Here is a 13,191-nt window from a genome sequence, read left to right as displayed (position 1 = left end):
TATCTATCGAAGGAGGACAGCTCTAGGAGCTGCTGGAGATTCGGTGAAGCCATTCAAGGAACAGCTTCAGTTCCGAACTGGATAGCTGGTCTGAATGCGAGGCTTGGAGTGCCGCATTCAGCGCGATTGCCGCAACAACAACGGACGACTTGCCGGAGTCGTCTGCTGCGGCGCCACGGGCTGTTTCCGTGGACACGGCGAAAATCATGGAATCCCGGGTCATGGTGGAGAGTTCGAGGTTCCGGTCTTCCAAAGGCTCTGCGATGAGCATGAGCGTGACGCCAACGTTGGCCGCCAGGATGCTTCTGGCCGCCTCACGCGGGGGTACGTTGATCTGCCCGGCAATGGCCGCCTTGCTCAGCATCTCCTCCAGAAGCGACTCGGCATCAGCCACGATGGCCGGCCTGCTTTCCGGACGGATGTTGCCGAACATCACCAGGTAAAGGTGCGGTTGGGTAAGTCCGAACTGGACGTGGTTGTCCCACATCCGGCGGACGTCCTCCAGGGGTACCCCGGAGGGTGCGAAGTCCCGCTCTCCCGCCACGTACTCCTCGAAGCCGGCTGCAACGACGGCGTCGAACAGCCCCTCCTTGTCGCCGAAGTGGTGGTAAAGCGTGGGCGCCGTGACGCCGGCAAGTTTGGTGATTTGGCGCGTAGAGACCGGCGACCCATCCGAATTCGCCAGCAACTCGGCAGCTGCACGGAGCAGCCGAGTTTTGGGCGGAAGCTGGTCATCGAAACTCATAGCCGCTACCCTAGCACCTATAGCAACGCTATATGAAGTGAGTCACAGGAGATTTTTTCGGACCTCGAGGCGCCGCAGCCGGTGGGTCCGATCCGAGAGCAGGAACAGAGGATTTCAGTGCAGAATTTCCAAGGAGTAGGCGTTAGCCCGGGCCGCGTCATTGGCACTATCCGTCAGATGCCCAAACCAGTCAGCGAACCGCCGTCGGGCGAGAAGCTAGCGGCATCCACCACCGCGGAAGACGCCGTCGCGGGCCTCAAAGCGGCAGCACAGTCGGTCCACGACGAACTCAAAGCACGCGCGGACAAGGCCAGCGGCGACGGTAAGGCCGTGCTGGAAGCCACCGCGCTCATGGCCAAGGACACCATGCTCCTGAAATCGGCCACCAAGCTCATCAACAACAACGGCAGCTCCGCCGAACGCGCCATCTGGGAAGCCGGCGCCTCCGTGTCCGAAATGCTCCACAACCTGGGCGGATACATGGCCGAGCGCGCCACCGACGTCCTGGACGTCCGCGCGCGGATCGTCGCCGAACTTCGCGGAGTCCCCGCCCCGGGGATCCCGGCGTCGGACACTCCGTTCATCCTCGTGGCCGAAGACCTCGCTCCCGCCGACACCGCAACGCTGGACCCCGCCGTCGTGACAGCACTGGTCACCTCGGGCGGCGGACCGCAGTCCCACACGGCGATCATCGCGCGCTCGCTCGGCCTGCCCGCCGTCGTCGCGGCCCGCGGAGTGGACGAAATTCCTGACGGCGCAGAAGTCTTTGTGGACGGCGCAGCCGGCTCACTCTCCCTCGAACCCAGCGAAGAACAGCGCGCGGCTGCCCTCGCATGGGTCGAAAACGCCGCCACTCTGGCGGTCTTTGACGGAAACGGCACGACGGCGGACGGCCACTTGGTGCCCCTCCTCGCCAACGTCGGCGGCGCCAAGGACGCTGCCGCGGCCGCCGCGCTTGGCGCGCAGGGCGTGGGCCTTTTCCGCACCGAATTCTGCTTCCTGGAACGCGACACCGAACCGACCGTGCTGGAACAGGCCGCCGCGTACAGGGGCGTGTTCGACGCCTTCCCGGGCAAGAAAGTAGTGCTCCGGACCCTCGATGCAGGCGCCGATAAGCCCCTTCCCTTCCTCACCGACGCCACTGAGCCCAACCCTGCCCTCGGGGTGCGCGGCTACCGCACCGATTTCACCACGCCCGGTGTTTTGGATCGCCAGCTTGAGGCCATCGCCATCGCTGCCGACGAAACAGAAGCCGAGGTGTGGGTCATGGCACCCATGATCTCGACCGCCGCCGAGGCCGCCCATTTCGCGTCGATGTGCGATGCCGCGGGCATCAAGACGCCCGGCGTGATGGTGGAAGTTCCCTCCGCGGCATTGACCTCGGCGTCGGTCCTGCGCCACGTGGGCTTCGCGTCCCTCGGCACCAACGACCTCACCCAGTACGCCATGGCCGCCGACCGGCAACTCGGCCCCCTCGCCGAACTCAACACCCCGTGGCAGCCCGCCGTCCTGCGCCTCGTTCAGCTGACGGTGGCGGGCTCGGCGGAAGAGGGCCACGGCAAACCGGTTGGTGTCTGCGGTGAGGCTGCCGCGGACCCGGCCCTCGCCGTCGTGCTCGTTGGCTTGGGCGTGTCCACGCTCTCCATGACCGCCCGCTCGCTGGCCGCCGTCGGAACCGTGCTCAAAACGGTGACGCTGGAACAAGCGCAAGAGCTGGCCCGGCTGGCGCTCAGCGCACCCGATGCGCTTGACGCGAAAGCCTGGGTCCGCGCCAAACTGCCGATCCTCGAAGAACTCGGGCTCTGAGCCCAGCCGTACTGCCCCCTACCTGAACACAAGGAGAAACCATGCCCGAACGCACCGCCACCATCGCCAGCCGCTCCGGACTGCACGCCCGTCCGGCGGCGATTTTTGCCGAAGCCGCAGGGGAATCCCCGGTCGAAGTGACCATCGCCATGGCCGGTTCGCCTGCCGATAACGCGCTCGACGCCGCCAGCATCCTTTCGCTCATGACGCTCGGCGCGGCGAAGGGCGACGTCGTGGTGCTTCGGGCCGAGGGCGACGGCGCCGACGCTGCCCTCGATTCCCTGGTGACACTGTTGGAAACAGACCTCGACGCGGAGTAGGCGCCTCCCCCTCAAACGCTCGCTCACATATGGTGGCCTCCCGCCAGACGCTCGCCGTTGATTGGCGAGCGAGCGTTACGTCGATTGCGCTCATATCTGAGCGAGCGTCCGGGATTTTGGGCTCATATCTGAGCGAGCGTCTGGGGGGCCGCGCCGGGGGCGGGGGATACCGTTTTAGGCGAAGGCGGAGATGCCCGTGATCGAGCGTCCGATGATCAACGCTTGGACAGTCTCTGTGCCTTCATAGGTATGGATTCCCTCTATGTCGGCGAAGTGCCGGGCCACGCGGTTGGCCAACAAGATCCCGTTGCCACCGAGCAGGTCGCGGGCGTTCGAGGCGATGCTGCGGGCAGTGCGGGTGCAGGTGAACTTCGCGAGCGCCGCCTGCGCGGGAGTCAGCACGCCCTCATCGTCCAGCTTGGTCATCTGCATGACCATGAGCTGCATGGTGGCGAGCTCCGAATGCATCCGGGCAAGTCGCTCCTGCACAATCTGCGAAGCGGCCAACGGGCGGCCGAACTGCCGGCGTTGGGCCGCGTACTGCACCGCGGTTTCGTAACAGGCAGTGGCGTGCCCGACGGCGGACCAGGCCACTCCCAGCCGGGTCGCCAAGAGCACCCGGGCTGTGTCCTTGAAACTCCGGGCACCCGGGAGCGCGTTTTCCGCCGGGACGAAGACATCCTCAAGGCGGATGTGTGCCTGCCAGATTGCCCTGAGTGACAGCTTGCCTTCAATGGTCGTGGCGGAGTACCCGGGGGAATCCTGGGGGACGAGGTATCCGTGAACCTGCCCGTCGTCGCCACGGGCCCAGACGACGGTCAGCCCGCCGATCGAGCCGTTGCCGATCCATTTCTTTTCACCGTTGAGCACATAGCCGCCGTCGACGGCGGTCGCAGTCGTCTCGAGTCCCACCGAATCGGAACCGTGCGCGGGCTCGGTCAAGGCGAAAGCGCCATATTCCTCGGCCCGGGAAAGCGCGGGAAGCCAACGGTCCTGCTGCTCTGGGGAACCGCATTCCGCCACGGACCGCAAAGCCAAGCCGCCCTGGACTGCGACGACTGTGCCGATGGAGCCGTCCCCGCGGCTCAGTTCCATGGTGACCAGTCCGGCGGCGGTTTTGCTCATGGCCGGGAACCCGTCGACGTTGATTCCGTCGCGCAGCAGATCAAGTTCACCCAGGCGCTTCACCAGATGGAGCGGATACTCCGCGCGCTCCCAGTACCCCGCGATGACCGGGAGCACGTCGTCCTGGACAAAGGTCCGCGCGCGGTCCCAGTAGGCGCGGTCTTCGCGGCTAACGTCCTTGAAGACGGAGGCCGGGTCCGGGTCCAGGGATTCGTTCAGGACATACTCGGGCTCCATGGTGCCAGCCGGAAAAGCTGCGCCGACCGGGAATATGGCATCCAGTTCCTCGGAAGCGCTGTTGGACATCGTCGTCATGGGGGATCCTCGCTCGGGGTTGCGATCTACGACTCCCAGCATGCGCTGACACTCAGTTTCATGTCAAGGAACTCAGTTCCACCATGGATTCTGCTGGATCGAACTAAGCCAGGGCGTCCCGAACCGCTTGAAGGATCCGTTCCGTACCCGCTGCCGGATCCAGGACGGCAACCACGACGACGGGCCGGCCGCCTGGCGCGGACGCGGCACCGGCTGCGTCGCTACCCGCCTCGCCGGTTGAAACATGGGCGAAAGTGTCCGCCAACGCGCCCAATTCACGCCCGAGCCGCGCGGCCAGCTCTTCGGCTTCAGCTTCCCGCACATCGCGCTCCGCGCCCGTGACGCGCTCCGCATCCGCCTCGCGTTCGCCAGCAGAAACCGCCCGCAGCCATTGGCGCAGGACGCTGTTGTGCACAGCAACCACCGAAGCGGCAAAGGCCACGGCCGTGACCTCGCGGCTTTCGCCCTCGGGCAACGCGGAAAGAAGATGATTCCGGAAAGCCCGTTGATAGCGATGCGTCATGACAAGTTCACGATCACGAAGGGCCGGCACTTGATGCAGAAGCTCGTAGCGGGCGAGGGAGGTTCTCCAGTTGCCCACATGGTGGCCAAAAACCAAGAGCGCGGCATCCACGACGGCACGCAACGGATCCGCCGTCGTCCGCGCAAGGAGGTCCTGGACCCGCGCCAGAATACGGTCGTGATCAGCGAAAACAATGTCCTCTTTGGAGCCGAACTTGCGGAAAAACGTGCTCCGGCTGATCCCTGCGGCATCGGCAAGGTCGTCCACGGAGGTCGCGTCATAGCCTTGCCGCACCAGTAGATCGATTGCCGCGGCCACGGCGAGCGCGGGATCCGGATTGGCGGGGTAGTTGACCATAGGCGTGAATCTAACACGGCGGCGTAACCGCACAGCCTTGAGCGCGACTAGGCTTCTGCCATGGCATTGATAGCTCCCCGCGTGACGCCTGGCTTGCCCGCGGACGACGCCCGTAACCTGGCGCGCTCACTCCAGGACAGCAACGACATCACCGTCTTCGTGGATGGCACGGTCCACCGGCTGCCGGATGAGGCGAGGGACGCCGTCGTCGACCTCCTTGGCAGGCTGGGCCGAGGTGAAGCTGTGACGGTGAGCAGCGTCGAGGAAATGCTCACGACGTCGAGGGCGGCCGAACTCGCGGGAATCTCGCACACCTACCTGCGGAACATGACTGACCGTGGCGAAATCCCGGTGGAATACCGCGGCACGCATCGGCGCATCAGGCTCGCGGACATCATGACGTGGCTGGAAACCCAGAAGAAGACGGCCGCGGCGGAAGAGGAAAGCAACAAGTAGAAAAGCTACGCGAGGGCCGCCTTGAGCGCAGCGTGGACCCAATCCCGGTAGCGGTCCAATCCCCAGGCGAAGTCCAGCACGAGTGACCGGTAGGTGTCCGGATGACCCACCGACCAGATCACGGCAGCGGCTTGCTCGTCGCTCATGCCGGAGCTCAGTGCCCCGCGCCGCCTGAGCGCGGCCGCAGCTTCCGCATAGTTCCGTAGCCGGGTTTCGGCCCGGTCCCGCTCCACTTTTGCGGCTTCGGCGTCGACAGCGGAGGCCTGCCGCATGACGGTGAACAATTGGGTGCTCCGCGGATTCACCTCGGCAAACCAGTCGGCCAACAGCGCCAGGACCGCTCCGGCGTCGGCGGCTGCGGCAGTCCGCTCGCGCATGGTCTCCGGCACGGAACGGGGAGCATCCGGACCCGCCGCCGTCGCGTCAACCACGGCCGAGAGCAGCGCAGCCTTGTTGCCCACGGAGTTGTAGATGGTCTGGACGGCCACACCTGCTTGCTCGGCAACGGCCCCGATAGTGGTGGCCACATACCCTTTGCTCAGAAACAGCTGACGGGCGGCCTCCACCACGGCAGCTTTGGTTGCGACAGCTTGAGCTAAGCGCCTGTCATTGTGCCGGATTTCCACGAAAAAAGAATAGCATTCCAGTGACTGGAATGCTATTCTAATCACCTCGGACACCTCAGGAGGCTTCGCGATGGACAGCAATGAGGCAGTGAACACGGTAATTGTGGGCGCAGGGCAGGCGGGGCTCGCCACCGGATACCACCTGAAGAAACACCTGCAAGATTTCCTCATCCTGGACTCGCAGGCCCGCGTCGGCGACGTGTGGCGGAGCCGATGGGATTCCTTGCGCCTCTTCACCCCGGCGCAGCACGATTCCCTTCCCGGCCTGCCATTTCCAGCCGCCCGGGGGACCTTTCCCGGCAAAGACGCCATGGCCGAATACCTCGAGAATTACGCCACGAACTGGGAACTCCCGGTACGCCATGGCGCCCGCGTCGTCGGCATCGAGCGGGAGGACGGCCGGTTCCGGGTGCAGTCGATCGCCGGGTCGATCCTGGCGAGAAACGTTGTTGTTGCCACGGGCCCGAATACACAGCCACGGGTCCCGGCGTTCGCCAGGGATCTCGATCCAGGCATCCACCAACTGCACGGAGCGGAATACTCCAACCCGGACTCAATTCCGCCCGGAGATGTCCTGGTGGTCGGCTCCGGCACCTCCGGCGTCGAAATCGCCCTGGAGCTCGCACCCACGCACCGCACCTACATCGCAGGAAACCCTCCGTTCCACATTCCGGGCCCCGTGACGCGATACGCCGGCGGGCTTTGGTGGCTCTTCATCCACAAGGTGCTGAACAGATCCACCCCTATCGGCCGCAAGGTCGCGCTCGGGTTCACCCAGCACGGCGCGCCACTGATCCGGACCTCAACGCGGGAGCTCGACGCCGCGGGAGTCACCCGCCTACCACGCCTGAAGGGCACGCGCGATGGCCAACCCCTGACCGATGAAGGCCACGCGATACCGGTGTCCACGGTCATCTGGGCTACTGGTTACCAACCGGACTTTGGCTGGATCCAAGGACTTCCCACGGATGAGGACGGCTGGCCGCTCACCCTCCGGGGCGCCGTGGAACAACTCCCAGGACTGTTCTTTGTGGGCATGCCCTTCCAATACGGGTTGACCTCCGGCCTCGTGGGCGGGGTCGGCCGCGACGCCGAACACGTCGCGGGACTCATCGCCGGCCAGGCCGGGCAAAAACGGGTCACCGCGCCCGTTATTCAAATGTGACATTGCATGCCGGCTGTTGTAACGTCGAGGGGCGACCCAGTCCCCAACCGGGCCGCTTCCGGGTTGACGCCGAGCTCTGCCGCAACCCGGAATCCGCCAGACCCACGGCAGAGACGGGGGACCCAGAGTCTCCGGGCCCACTTCAGGCCCTTGGGGTGAAGCCGCCACGCGCGGCCGGACGGCCTCGTCCGAACCCGACAGCTAACCTCGAAGGCGTTGAGAGGCAATCACCATGTCCCCAACCATGGATCAGCCTCGCCGTGCCCAAGTGGCGGGCGAGAGCACCAAACCAACCGGACGTCGTCGGGCCACAGACAGCGAACCGTTCATCGCTGCGGCGGCTTCCGAACCTTTGAGTTCGACGGCGGCGCCCACCCCCACGGCAACACCGACGACGGCGGCACCCACAACGCGCGCGGCCGCCCGCGCAGCCGAACGGAAGCGGGCCTCAGAAGCCAGCGAAACTGCGGCCATTCAAACAGTGCCTGCCGCGGCGGCAGAACCTGCCACTGCGGCCATACCGACTGTCGCTGCCGAGACCGCGGCTCCTGCGACAGCTGAGCCGGCCACTGCGGCCATACCGACGGTGTCTGCTGCGACCTTGGCTCGCGCGGCAGCAGAGTCGGCCAAAACCGAGAACGCAGCCACAACGGCACTTCCCGCGGCAACCCGCGCCGGCGCCGGTCCGGCGACCCTTACCGGTTCCTCCTTCAGCCGTGAACCACACGCCGTCCTCAAGAAGGCCGCCGCCGTCCGGACGATGAGCAACCGAATGGCAGTGGTGACAGGTGCCCTAGGCATCTTGTTGGCCGCCGGCTCCCTGGGACAAGCCCTCGAGTTGCCCTTCTTCGGCCAGGAATCCCGTGCCCAGGACGCTGCCAGCGCAGACAGCCAGGACTCCACGCAATCCGGCGCTCCTTCCACGACGCCAAGCACCTCCCCCAGCGCTGCGGAATCACCTTCGGCAGCTACCCCGAGCGCCAAGTCCGGCCAGGCCGGGGACCCGGCGCAGCATTCGCCGCAAGGACCGGTAGCTGTCGAATCGTCGAGCGTCCCTGCACCGTCGATCTCCGTTCAGGTTCCTGCCCTCCCGTCAGCGCTGCCCCCAAGCCTCACCCCGGCGCCTGTTCCTTCCACCCCGGTTCCGGCCCAGCCTGCGCCTGCTCCCAGCCCCGGTCCGACCGGACCCGCTAGCCCAACCCCGACACCGGATCCGACGGATCCAGCGTCTCCGACTCCCGCACCCACAGGTTCTTGGAAGCCGCGGACCCCGGCCAGCCCCACACCGACGCCACCGCCTACCCAACCGGGCGTCGATCTTGGGTCGATTCTGGACGCAGCAACCAAGGCACTGCAGTGAGGATGGGAGGGCATCGAGCATTTGCCGTCGAGTGGCACGGACGGTGCTGCCGGAACACCCGGACGCAGATGATTCAGCACCGCCCGGACCGCTGGCGCTGCAGCCTTCAGTTGAGGCAGTTCAACAAGTAGGCCAGCGCGGTTTCCGGTACCTGCGCTTCAAATCCGCGGTCGGCCAGCCCAGCGGCGCGCCTTGAGCGTTGCGTGGAGTTCGAGCCGGGTGGCGCCATTCAGCGGATCCGCTCCGATAAGCTGGCGGACCCTGGCCAGTCGGTTGTAGATGCTGCTGCGGTGCAGGTGGAGCTTCGAGGCCACATCCTGAACGGAGCCGTCGCTGTCGTAAAGCAGTTCGAGCACGGGCAGCAGCTCGCCGTTGCGGTCGGCGTCCTCGATCTCCTGGAAGTGCACGGAACCCGAATCGTCCCAGCCCCCGGGCGCCTGTAGCCGTTCGAACAACTGATAGATCCCGGCCGAGCGGCTGTCCACGAGCTCGCCGAGCGGAGGATCGACGGCGGCAGCCTGGGCCGCGAGCTTCGACTGCCGGTACGCCCGGCCCAGTTGGCGAATAGCCGCAAACGGCTCGCTGATGCCAAGAATGACGCGGTCCACTTTTCGGCCGGCGCGCTTGGCGAGTTCCAGCTGATAGTGGACCAGGACCTGGGCATGCTCTGCCCGTCCGCCCGTTTCGCGGAACAACAGGACCGAGTGCGTCTCAGTCCCGGCGCTGAAAAGCACGGAATCGACCCCGATAGTAGCCTGCAGTGCGGCGGAGCGGTGCGTCAGGGTCGCCGCGATCGGATCAGAGACGCCGCCACTGTCCGCAGCATCGAGCACGGTCACCAGCTGCCACGGTCCCCTGCCTTGGATCTCCTTCCATCCCGCCACGGCCGCCACCGCGTTGGACTCGCCTTGGCATGCAGCGAGGAATTCCTGCTCACGGCGTCGCCGGAACTCCGATTCCGCCGTGTTGGAATCGAGCAGCAACCCCGCGAGGAGGTCCAACTCGTCCCGGACCCCCGGCAATTCGGCGAGTATCGCCGTCGCGGTCTGCTCGTCAAGGTCCTGCTGGACCCAGAGGTACCCCACACGGAATCCGCGCACCAGCAACGGGACGCAAACCCGCCCGACCATCCCGAGTTCTTCATTGGCGGGTACGACGACGGGACGCACCGCGGTTGCGATGCCGTGCGAGAGCTGCCAGGCGCTGACGTCCACCGGGACACGCTTGCTCAGGAGGAAATTCACGCGCACACGGTCGGCGTGGGACTGGTTGGAACTGTAGGCGAGCAGTACGCCGTCGAGGTCTTCCAAGGAGAGGCCGCGGCCCAACTTGAGTGCTACGTCCTCGACGATTTTCTCCACGTCTTGCTGCATGGAGAAAACACTACTTTGCCCCACGAACATCAGGCGACACCTGACGCCCTCAATATCGACAAATGTCGAGTCGAAGGCGGCAAAAACCGCGGAATTCCGGGGAAGTCGGCAACCGTGACGGTCGCCTTTCCTGTCGGCTGGCTCACAGCGGATTTATTCTGGAAGCACAGTCCCCCGCAGAGAAAAAGGCCGTTGAAGCCTTTCGAAGATGGAGCCCAAAATGATCATCGGTGTCCCCAAAGAGATCAAGAACAACGAATTCCGCGTTGCCATCACGGCCGCGGGCGTTCACGAGTTCCGCACCCACGGCCACACCGTTCTGGTGGAACGGGGCGCAGGCCTGGGCTCCGGTATCACGGACGAGGAATACTCGGTTGCCGGCGCTGAGATCGTGGCCGAGGCCGACGACGTCTGGGCACGCGCTGACATGGTCATGAAGGTCAAGGAACCGATCAAGGCCGAGTACCACCGCTTCCGCAAGGGCCTGATCCTCTTCACCTACCTGCACTTGGCCGCCGAGGCCGAGCTGACCCAGGAACTCATCAACTCCGGCGTCACGGCCATCGCCTACGAAACCGTCCAGGACGGCCGCGCGCTGCCTCTGTTGGCACCCATGTCCGAGGTTGCCGGCCGCCTGTCGGTCGTCGTCGGCGCTTCCTCCCTCATGGCTCCGGCCGGTGGCAAGGGTGTGCTGCTGGGCGGCGTACCCGGCGTCCGCCCGGCCAAGGTTGTTGTCCTCGGCGCCGGTGTTGCCGGTACCAACGCCGCCGCCATGGCCTTGGGCCTGGGCGCCGACGTCACCATCCTGGACATCAACATCAACCGCCTCCGCGAACTGGACGCCCTCTACCAGGGCCGCCTGAAGACGGTCGCCTCCAACGCATACGAGATCGAGAAGTCCGTGGTCGACGCCGACCTCGTCATCGGTTCGGTGCTGATCCCGGGCGCCAAGGCCCCCAAGCTGGTCACCAACGAGCTGGTTTCCCGCATGAAGCCCGGCTCCGTGCTGGTGGACATCGCCGTGGACCAGGGCGGCTGCTTCGAGGACACGCACCCCACCACGCACCAGGAACCCACGTACAAGGTCCACAACACGATCTTCTACTGCGTCGCCAACATGCCGGGCGCCGTTCCGAACACCTCCACCTACGCCCTGACCAACGTCACCCTGCGCTACGCGGTGTCACTGGCCAACCTGGGCGTCAGGGCCGCATTCGACCGCGACCCCGCACTGGCGGCCGGCCTCAACATCGCGGCAGGCAAGGTCACGCACCGCTCGGTTTCCGAGGCGCACAACCTGCCCCTCGTCGCCGATTGGCACAACCTGGTCTCGGCATAGTTTCCTCTCCGCCTCTCACCGGGGCGGCTTAGCGATCACGACGGCGGGGTGCGGCTTCCACGGGAAGCGGCACCCCGCCGTCGTGGTCCCCACCGACGCTCGCTCACTTATGTGGGGTTCTTGCGGGACGCTCGCTCGCTTTTAGGGCATTTTGGCCCGACGCTCGCTCAGATCTTCTGAGCGAGCGTTGAAGGTATCAGGCGTATTGGTGAGCGAGCGTCGGGTGAAAATAGGCCAGATCTGCAGGAGCGTCTAATGGAGTACCCCCGGCCGCCTGAGCGGCTCGTCCGAGCACGACGCCGGACACTCCACGACGCCAGTTATGGCTTGACCGGGCTGCCCGGAAGAATCTCGGACGGAACCGGTTGGGGCAACGGCAGCGTGGGCGTTGGGACCTCCGGCGTCGGGATCGTAATTGGCCCCGGGCGGCCCTTTGCGATGTCGTGCAATCCATTACGCGGATCCGACTCGGACCCCGGAGCGGTAGTGCCGGGAGTCGCGTGCGGCGAAGGATGCGCGGTGTTTTGGGCCCCAGGCGCAGAGGACTCCGGAGAGGGCGATCCGGGAACGTTTGTTTCCCGGGTGGGCATAGGGACCGGCTTCTGGCGGGTTCCTTGCTGTTGTGGAGCGTTGCCGCCCGATCCAGGGGTGAGCTGCGAAACAACGGATCCCACCACGGCGCCCAAGTGTTCGATCGTTCCCGGAATGCCGCCGTCGGACGCAGCCGCGGCGGTAGCTCCGGCGGCAAGGGAAGCCGCAACGGCAAGAGCCGCAATGCCGGCACGGCGCTTACGACGGCGACGAGTGGCCAGTTCATCAACAGGGGTGGCCGCGGCGCGGGCTAGCGGGGTTGTGGCCGCGACAGGAGTAGCCGCAACGCCCGCAGGTGCCATCAAAGCCTGCACAGCCGCCGATGGCTGCGGCCGGGTGCTCGCAAGGGCGCGCAGTTCCAGCAGCTCGGTCCGGATCTCGTACGCTTCGTCGAGCCCGGCTTCAGCAAGCAGGCGGTCAACGCCTTGCTCGCCGAAGGATGCGGATTTTTCGCTCATGATGTGCCATTCCTTAGTAGTGCACGTTCTCTCAGTGCACTCAATGCCCTGCGCTGCAACTGCTTCACGGCTCCTTGGGATTTGCCCATGATGTCCGCTGTTTCTTCCAACGAAAGGTCCGCCACGACCCGTAGTGCCAGGACCTCCCGGTAGTCGGGATTGAGGTCCGCCAGTAGCTCGGTTACACCCAGGCCTGCGCCATGCCCGAATGCCTGGTCCTCGGCCGAAGGCGCGCGCCGCGAATCCAGATCGGATTCATAGGGCGCGGAATCAGGGGTGCGTTCCCGCTTCCGGTAGTGATCCACCATTCGCGCGTGCGCTATGGAGAAGAGGAGGGTCTTGGCTCCCTGGAGACCTCCGCGGAGGGAATCCAGTTTGGGATAGAGGGCCAGGAACACGTCCTGGGTAACTGCTTCCGGATCGTCTACGCCGCGGGCTCGCAGGTATCCAAACACCGGTCCGGAAAATTCGTTGTAGGCAGCCGTGAAGAGCAGGGCGGGATCTTCCTCGTCCGCCTGCAAATATTCGTCAGCCAAAGGGTCAAGCACCCGCGACCCCTCCATCCCACGCAGCACGGTCATCGTCCCTGGCCTAGGAAATGACCACTGCCGCCGTCTGTTGCGTCGCGGGGC

The 13,191-nt window shown here is 65.5% G+C and carries 13 protein-coding genes and 1 riboswitch; of the genes, 6 read left to right on the top strand and 7 right to left on the bottom strand.

Going from position 1 to position 13,191, the window contains the following annotated elements; all coding sequences use genetic code 11:
• Positions 1-22: 22 nt before the first annotated feature.
• Positions 23-745, bottom strand: coding sequence for a TetR/AcrR family transcriptional regulator (locus AC3WJU_RS03600; protein WP_059388720.1), 723 nt, complete (start codon positions 743-745; stop codon positions 23-25).
• A 117-nt stretch (positions 746-862) separates the two neighbouring features.
• Between AC3WJU_RS03600 and ptsP the strand changes: the two genes are divergently transcribed.
• Both ptsP and AC3WJU_RS03590 read left to right on the top strand, forming a co-directional pair.
• Complete coding sequence (gene ptsP / locus AC3WJU_RS03595) at positions 863-2,551, top strand: phosphoenolpyruvate--protein phosphotransferase (RefSeq protein ID WP_492259134.1); 1,689 nt, start codon at positions 863-865, stop codon at positions 2,549-2,551.
• 41 nt (positions 2,552-2,592) lie between these two features.
• On the top strand, positions 2,593-2,871 hold the full coding sequence (locus AC3WJU_RS03590; RefSeq protein ID WP_492259133.1) for an HPr family phosphocarrier protein: 279 nt from the start codon (positions 2,593-2,595) through the stop codon (positions 2,869-2,871).
• A 174-nt stretch (positions 2,872-3,045) separates the two neighbouring features.
• Here the strand turns inward: AC3WJU_RS03590 and AC3WJU_RS03585 are convergent, their stop codons facing one another.
• The gene (locus AC3WJU_RS03585; RefSeq protein ID WP_492259174.1) at positions 3,046-4,302 is read right to left on the bottom strand and encodes an acyl-CoA dehydrogenase family protein; all 1,257 of its coding nucleotides are present in this window, start codon (positions 4,300-4,302) and stop codon (positions 3,046-3,048) included.
• Between the two features lie 112 nt (positions 4,303-4,414).
• Positions 4,415-5,191 (bottom strand): TetR/AcrR family transcriptional regulator, encoded by a 777-nt coding sequence (locus AC3WJU_RS03580; RefSeq protein ID WP_492259132.1) that lies wholly within the window; start codon positions 5,189-5,191, stop codon positions 4,415-4,417.
• 60 nt (positions 5,192-5,251) lie between these two features.
• Between AC3WJU_RS03580 and AC3WJU_RS03575 the strand changes: the two genes are divergently transcribed.
• Entirely contained in the window at positions 5,252-5,647 is a 396-nt protein-coding gene (locus AC3WJU_RS03575) for a helix-turn-helix domain-containing protein (RefSeq protein WP_059388722.1), read from the top strand.
• Between the two features lie 5 nt (positions 5,648-5,652).
• Here AC3WJU_RS03575 and AC3WJU_RS03570 read toward each other — a convergent pair whose 3' ends face one another.
• Positions 5,653-6,273 (bottom strand): TetR/AcrR family transcriptional regulator, encoded by a 621-nt coding sequence (locus AC3WJU_RS03570; protein ID WP_441437720.1) that lies wholly within the window; start codon positions 6,271-6,273, stop codon positions 5,653-5,655.
• Positions 6,274-6,343: 70 nt separating this feature from the next.
• On the opposite strand from AC3WJU_RS03570, the gene AC3WJU_RS03565 reads away from it, so the two are divergent.
• Together AC3WJU_RS03565 and AC3WJU_RS03560 are read left to right on the top strand one after the other, a co-directional pair.
• The gene (locus tag AC3WJU_RS03565; protein ID WP_492259131.1) at positions 6,344-7,438 is read left to right on the top strand and encodes a flavin-containing monooxygenase; all 1,095 of its coding nucleotides are present in this window, start codon (positions 6,344-6,346) and stop codon (positions 7,436-7,438) included.
• Between the two features lie 84 nt (positions 7,439-7,522).
• Positions 7,523-7,668, top strand: a riboswitch (cyclic di-AMP (ydaO/yuaA leader).
• Positions 7,669-7,682: 14 nt separating this feature from the next.
• Complete coding sequence (locus tag AC3WJU_RS03560) at positions 7,683-8,798, top strand: hypothetical protein (RefSeq protein ID WP_492259130.1); 1,116 nt, start codon at positions 7,683-7,685, stop codon at positions 8,796-8,798.
• A gap of 158 nt (positions 8,799-8,956) precedes the next feature.
• Here AC3WJU_RS03560 and AC3WJU_RS03555 read toward each other — a convergent pair whose 3' ends face one another.
• A complete protein-coding gene (locus tag AC3WJU_RS03555) occupies positions 8,957-10,171 on the bottom strand; it encodes a PucR family transcriptional regulator (RefSeq protein WP_306963614.1) in 1,215 nt (404 codons plus the stop codon).
• A gap of 220 nt (positions 10,172-10,391) precedes the next feature.
• Between AC3WJU_RS03555 and ald the strand changes: the two genes are divergently transcribed.
• Positions 10,392-11,510: an alanine dehydrogenase gene (ald, locus tag AC3WJU_RS03550; RefSeq protein ID WP_284988959.1), complete on the top strand. Its 1,119-nt coding sequence runs from the start codon at positions 10,392-10,394 to the stop codon at positions 11,508-11,510.
• Between the two features lie 320 nt (positions 11,511-11,830).
• Here ald and AC3WJU_RS03545 read toward each other — a convergent pair whose 3' ends face one another.
• Together AC3WJU_RS03545 and AC3WJU_RS03540 are read right to left on the bottom strand one after the other, a co-directional pair.
• Positions 11,831-12,559: a hypothetical protein gene (locus AC3WJU_RS03545; RefSeq protein ID WP_492259129.1), complete on the bottom strand. Its 729-nt coding sequence runs from the start codon at positions 12,557-12,559 to the stop codon at positions 11,831-11,833.
• Positions 12,556-13,107: an RNA polymerase sigma factor gene (locus tag AC3WJU_RS03540; RefSeq protein WP_059388725.1), complete on the bottom strand. Its 552-nt coding sequence runs from the start codon at positions 13,105-13,107 to the stop codon at positions 12,556-12,558. Before AC3WJU_RS03540 ends, AC3WJU_RS03545 begins: the two co-directional genes overlap by 4 nt.
• Between the last annotated feature and the right edge of the window lie 84 nt (positions 13,108-13,191).

The sequence above is a fragment of the Arthrobacter sp. FW306-1B-F12A genome (genome assembly GCF_058781865.1).
The sequence above is the reverse complement of the archived record's forward strand: the minus strand, read 5'-3'. Positions and strand labels throughout refer to the sequence as shown.

What these genes read in the sequence shown, in the direction of transcription:
- AC3WJU_RS03565 (WP_492259131.1), top strand. Translation starts at nt 6,344, where the DNA reads ATGGACAGCAATGAGGCAGTGAACACGGTAATTGTGGGCGCAGGGCAG.
- AC3WJU_RS03590 (WP_492259133.1), top strand. Translation starts at nt 2,593, where the DNA reads ATGCCCGAACGCACCGCCACCATCGCCAGCCGCTCCGGACTGCACGCC.
- AC3WJU_RS03580 (WP_492259132.1), bottom strand. Translation starts at nt 5,191, where the DNA reads ATGGTCAACTACCCCGCCAATCCGGATCCCGCGCTCGCCGTGGCCGCG.
- AC3WJU_RS03600 (WP_059388720.1), bottom strand. Translation starts at nt 745, where the DNA reads ATGAGTTTCGATGACCAGCTTCCGCCCAAAACTCGGCTGCTCCGTGCA.
- AC3WJU_RS03545 (WP_492259129.1), bottom strand. Translation starts at nt 12,559, where the DNA reads ATGAGCGAAAAATCCGCATCCTTCGGCGAGCAAGGCGTTGACCGCCTG.
- AC3WJU_RS03555 (WP_306963614.1), bottom strand. Translation starts at nt 10,171, where the DNA reads ATGCAGCAAGACGTGGAGAAAATCGTCGAGGACGTAGCACTCAAGTTG.
- ald (WP_284988959.1), top strand. Translation starts at nt 10,392, where the DNA reads ATGATCATCGGTGTCCCCAAAGAGATCAAGAACAACGAATTCCGCGTT.
- AC3WJU_RS03585 (WP_492259174.1), bottom strand. Translation starts at nt 4,302, where the DNA reads ATGTCCAACAGCGCTTCCGAGGAACTGGATGCCATATTCCCGGTCGGC.
- AC3WJU_RS03575 (WP_059388722.1), top strand. Translation starts at nt 5,252, where the DNA reads ATGGCATTGATAGCTCCCCGCGTGACGCCTGGCTTGCCCGCGGACGAC.
- AC3WJU_RS03560 (WP_492259130.1), top strand. Translation starts at nt 7,683, where the DNA reads ATGGATCAGCCTCGCCGTGCCCAAGTGGCGGGCGAGAGCACCAAACCA.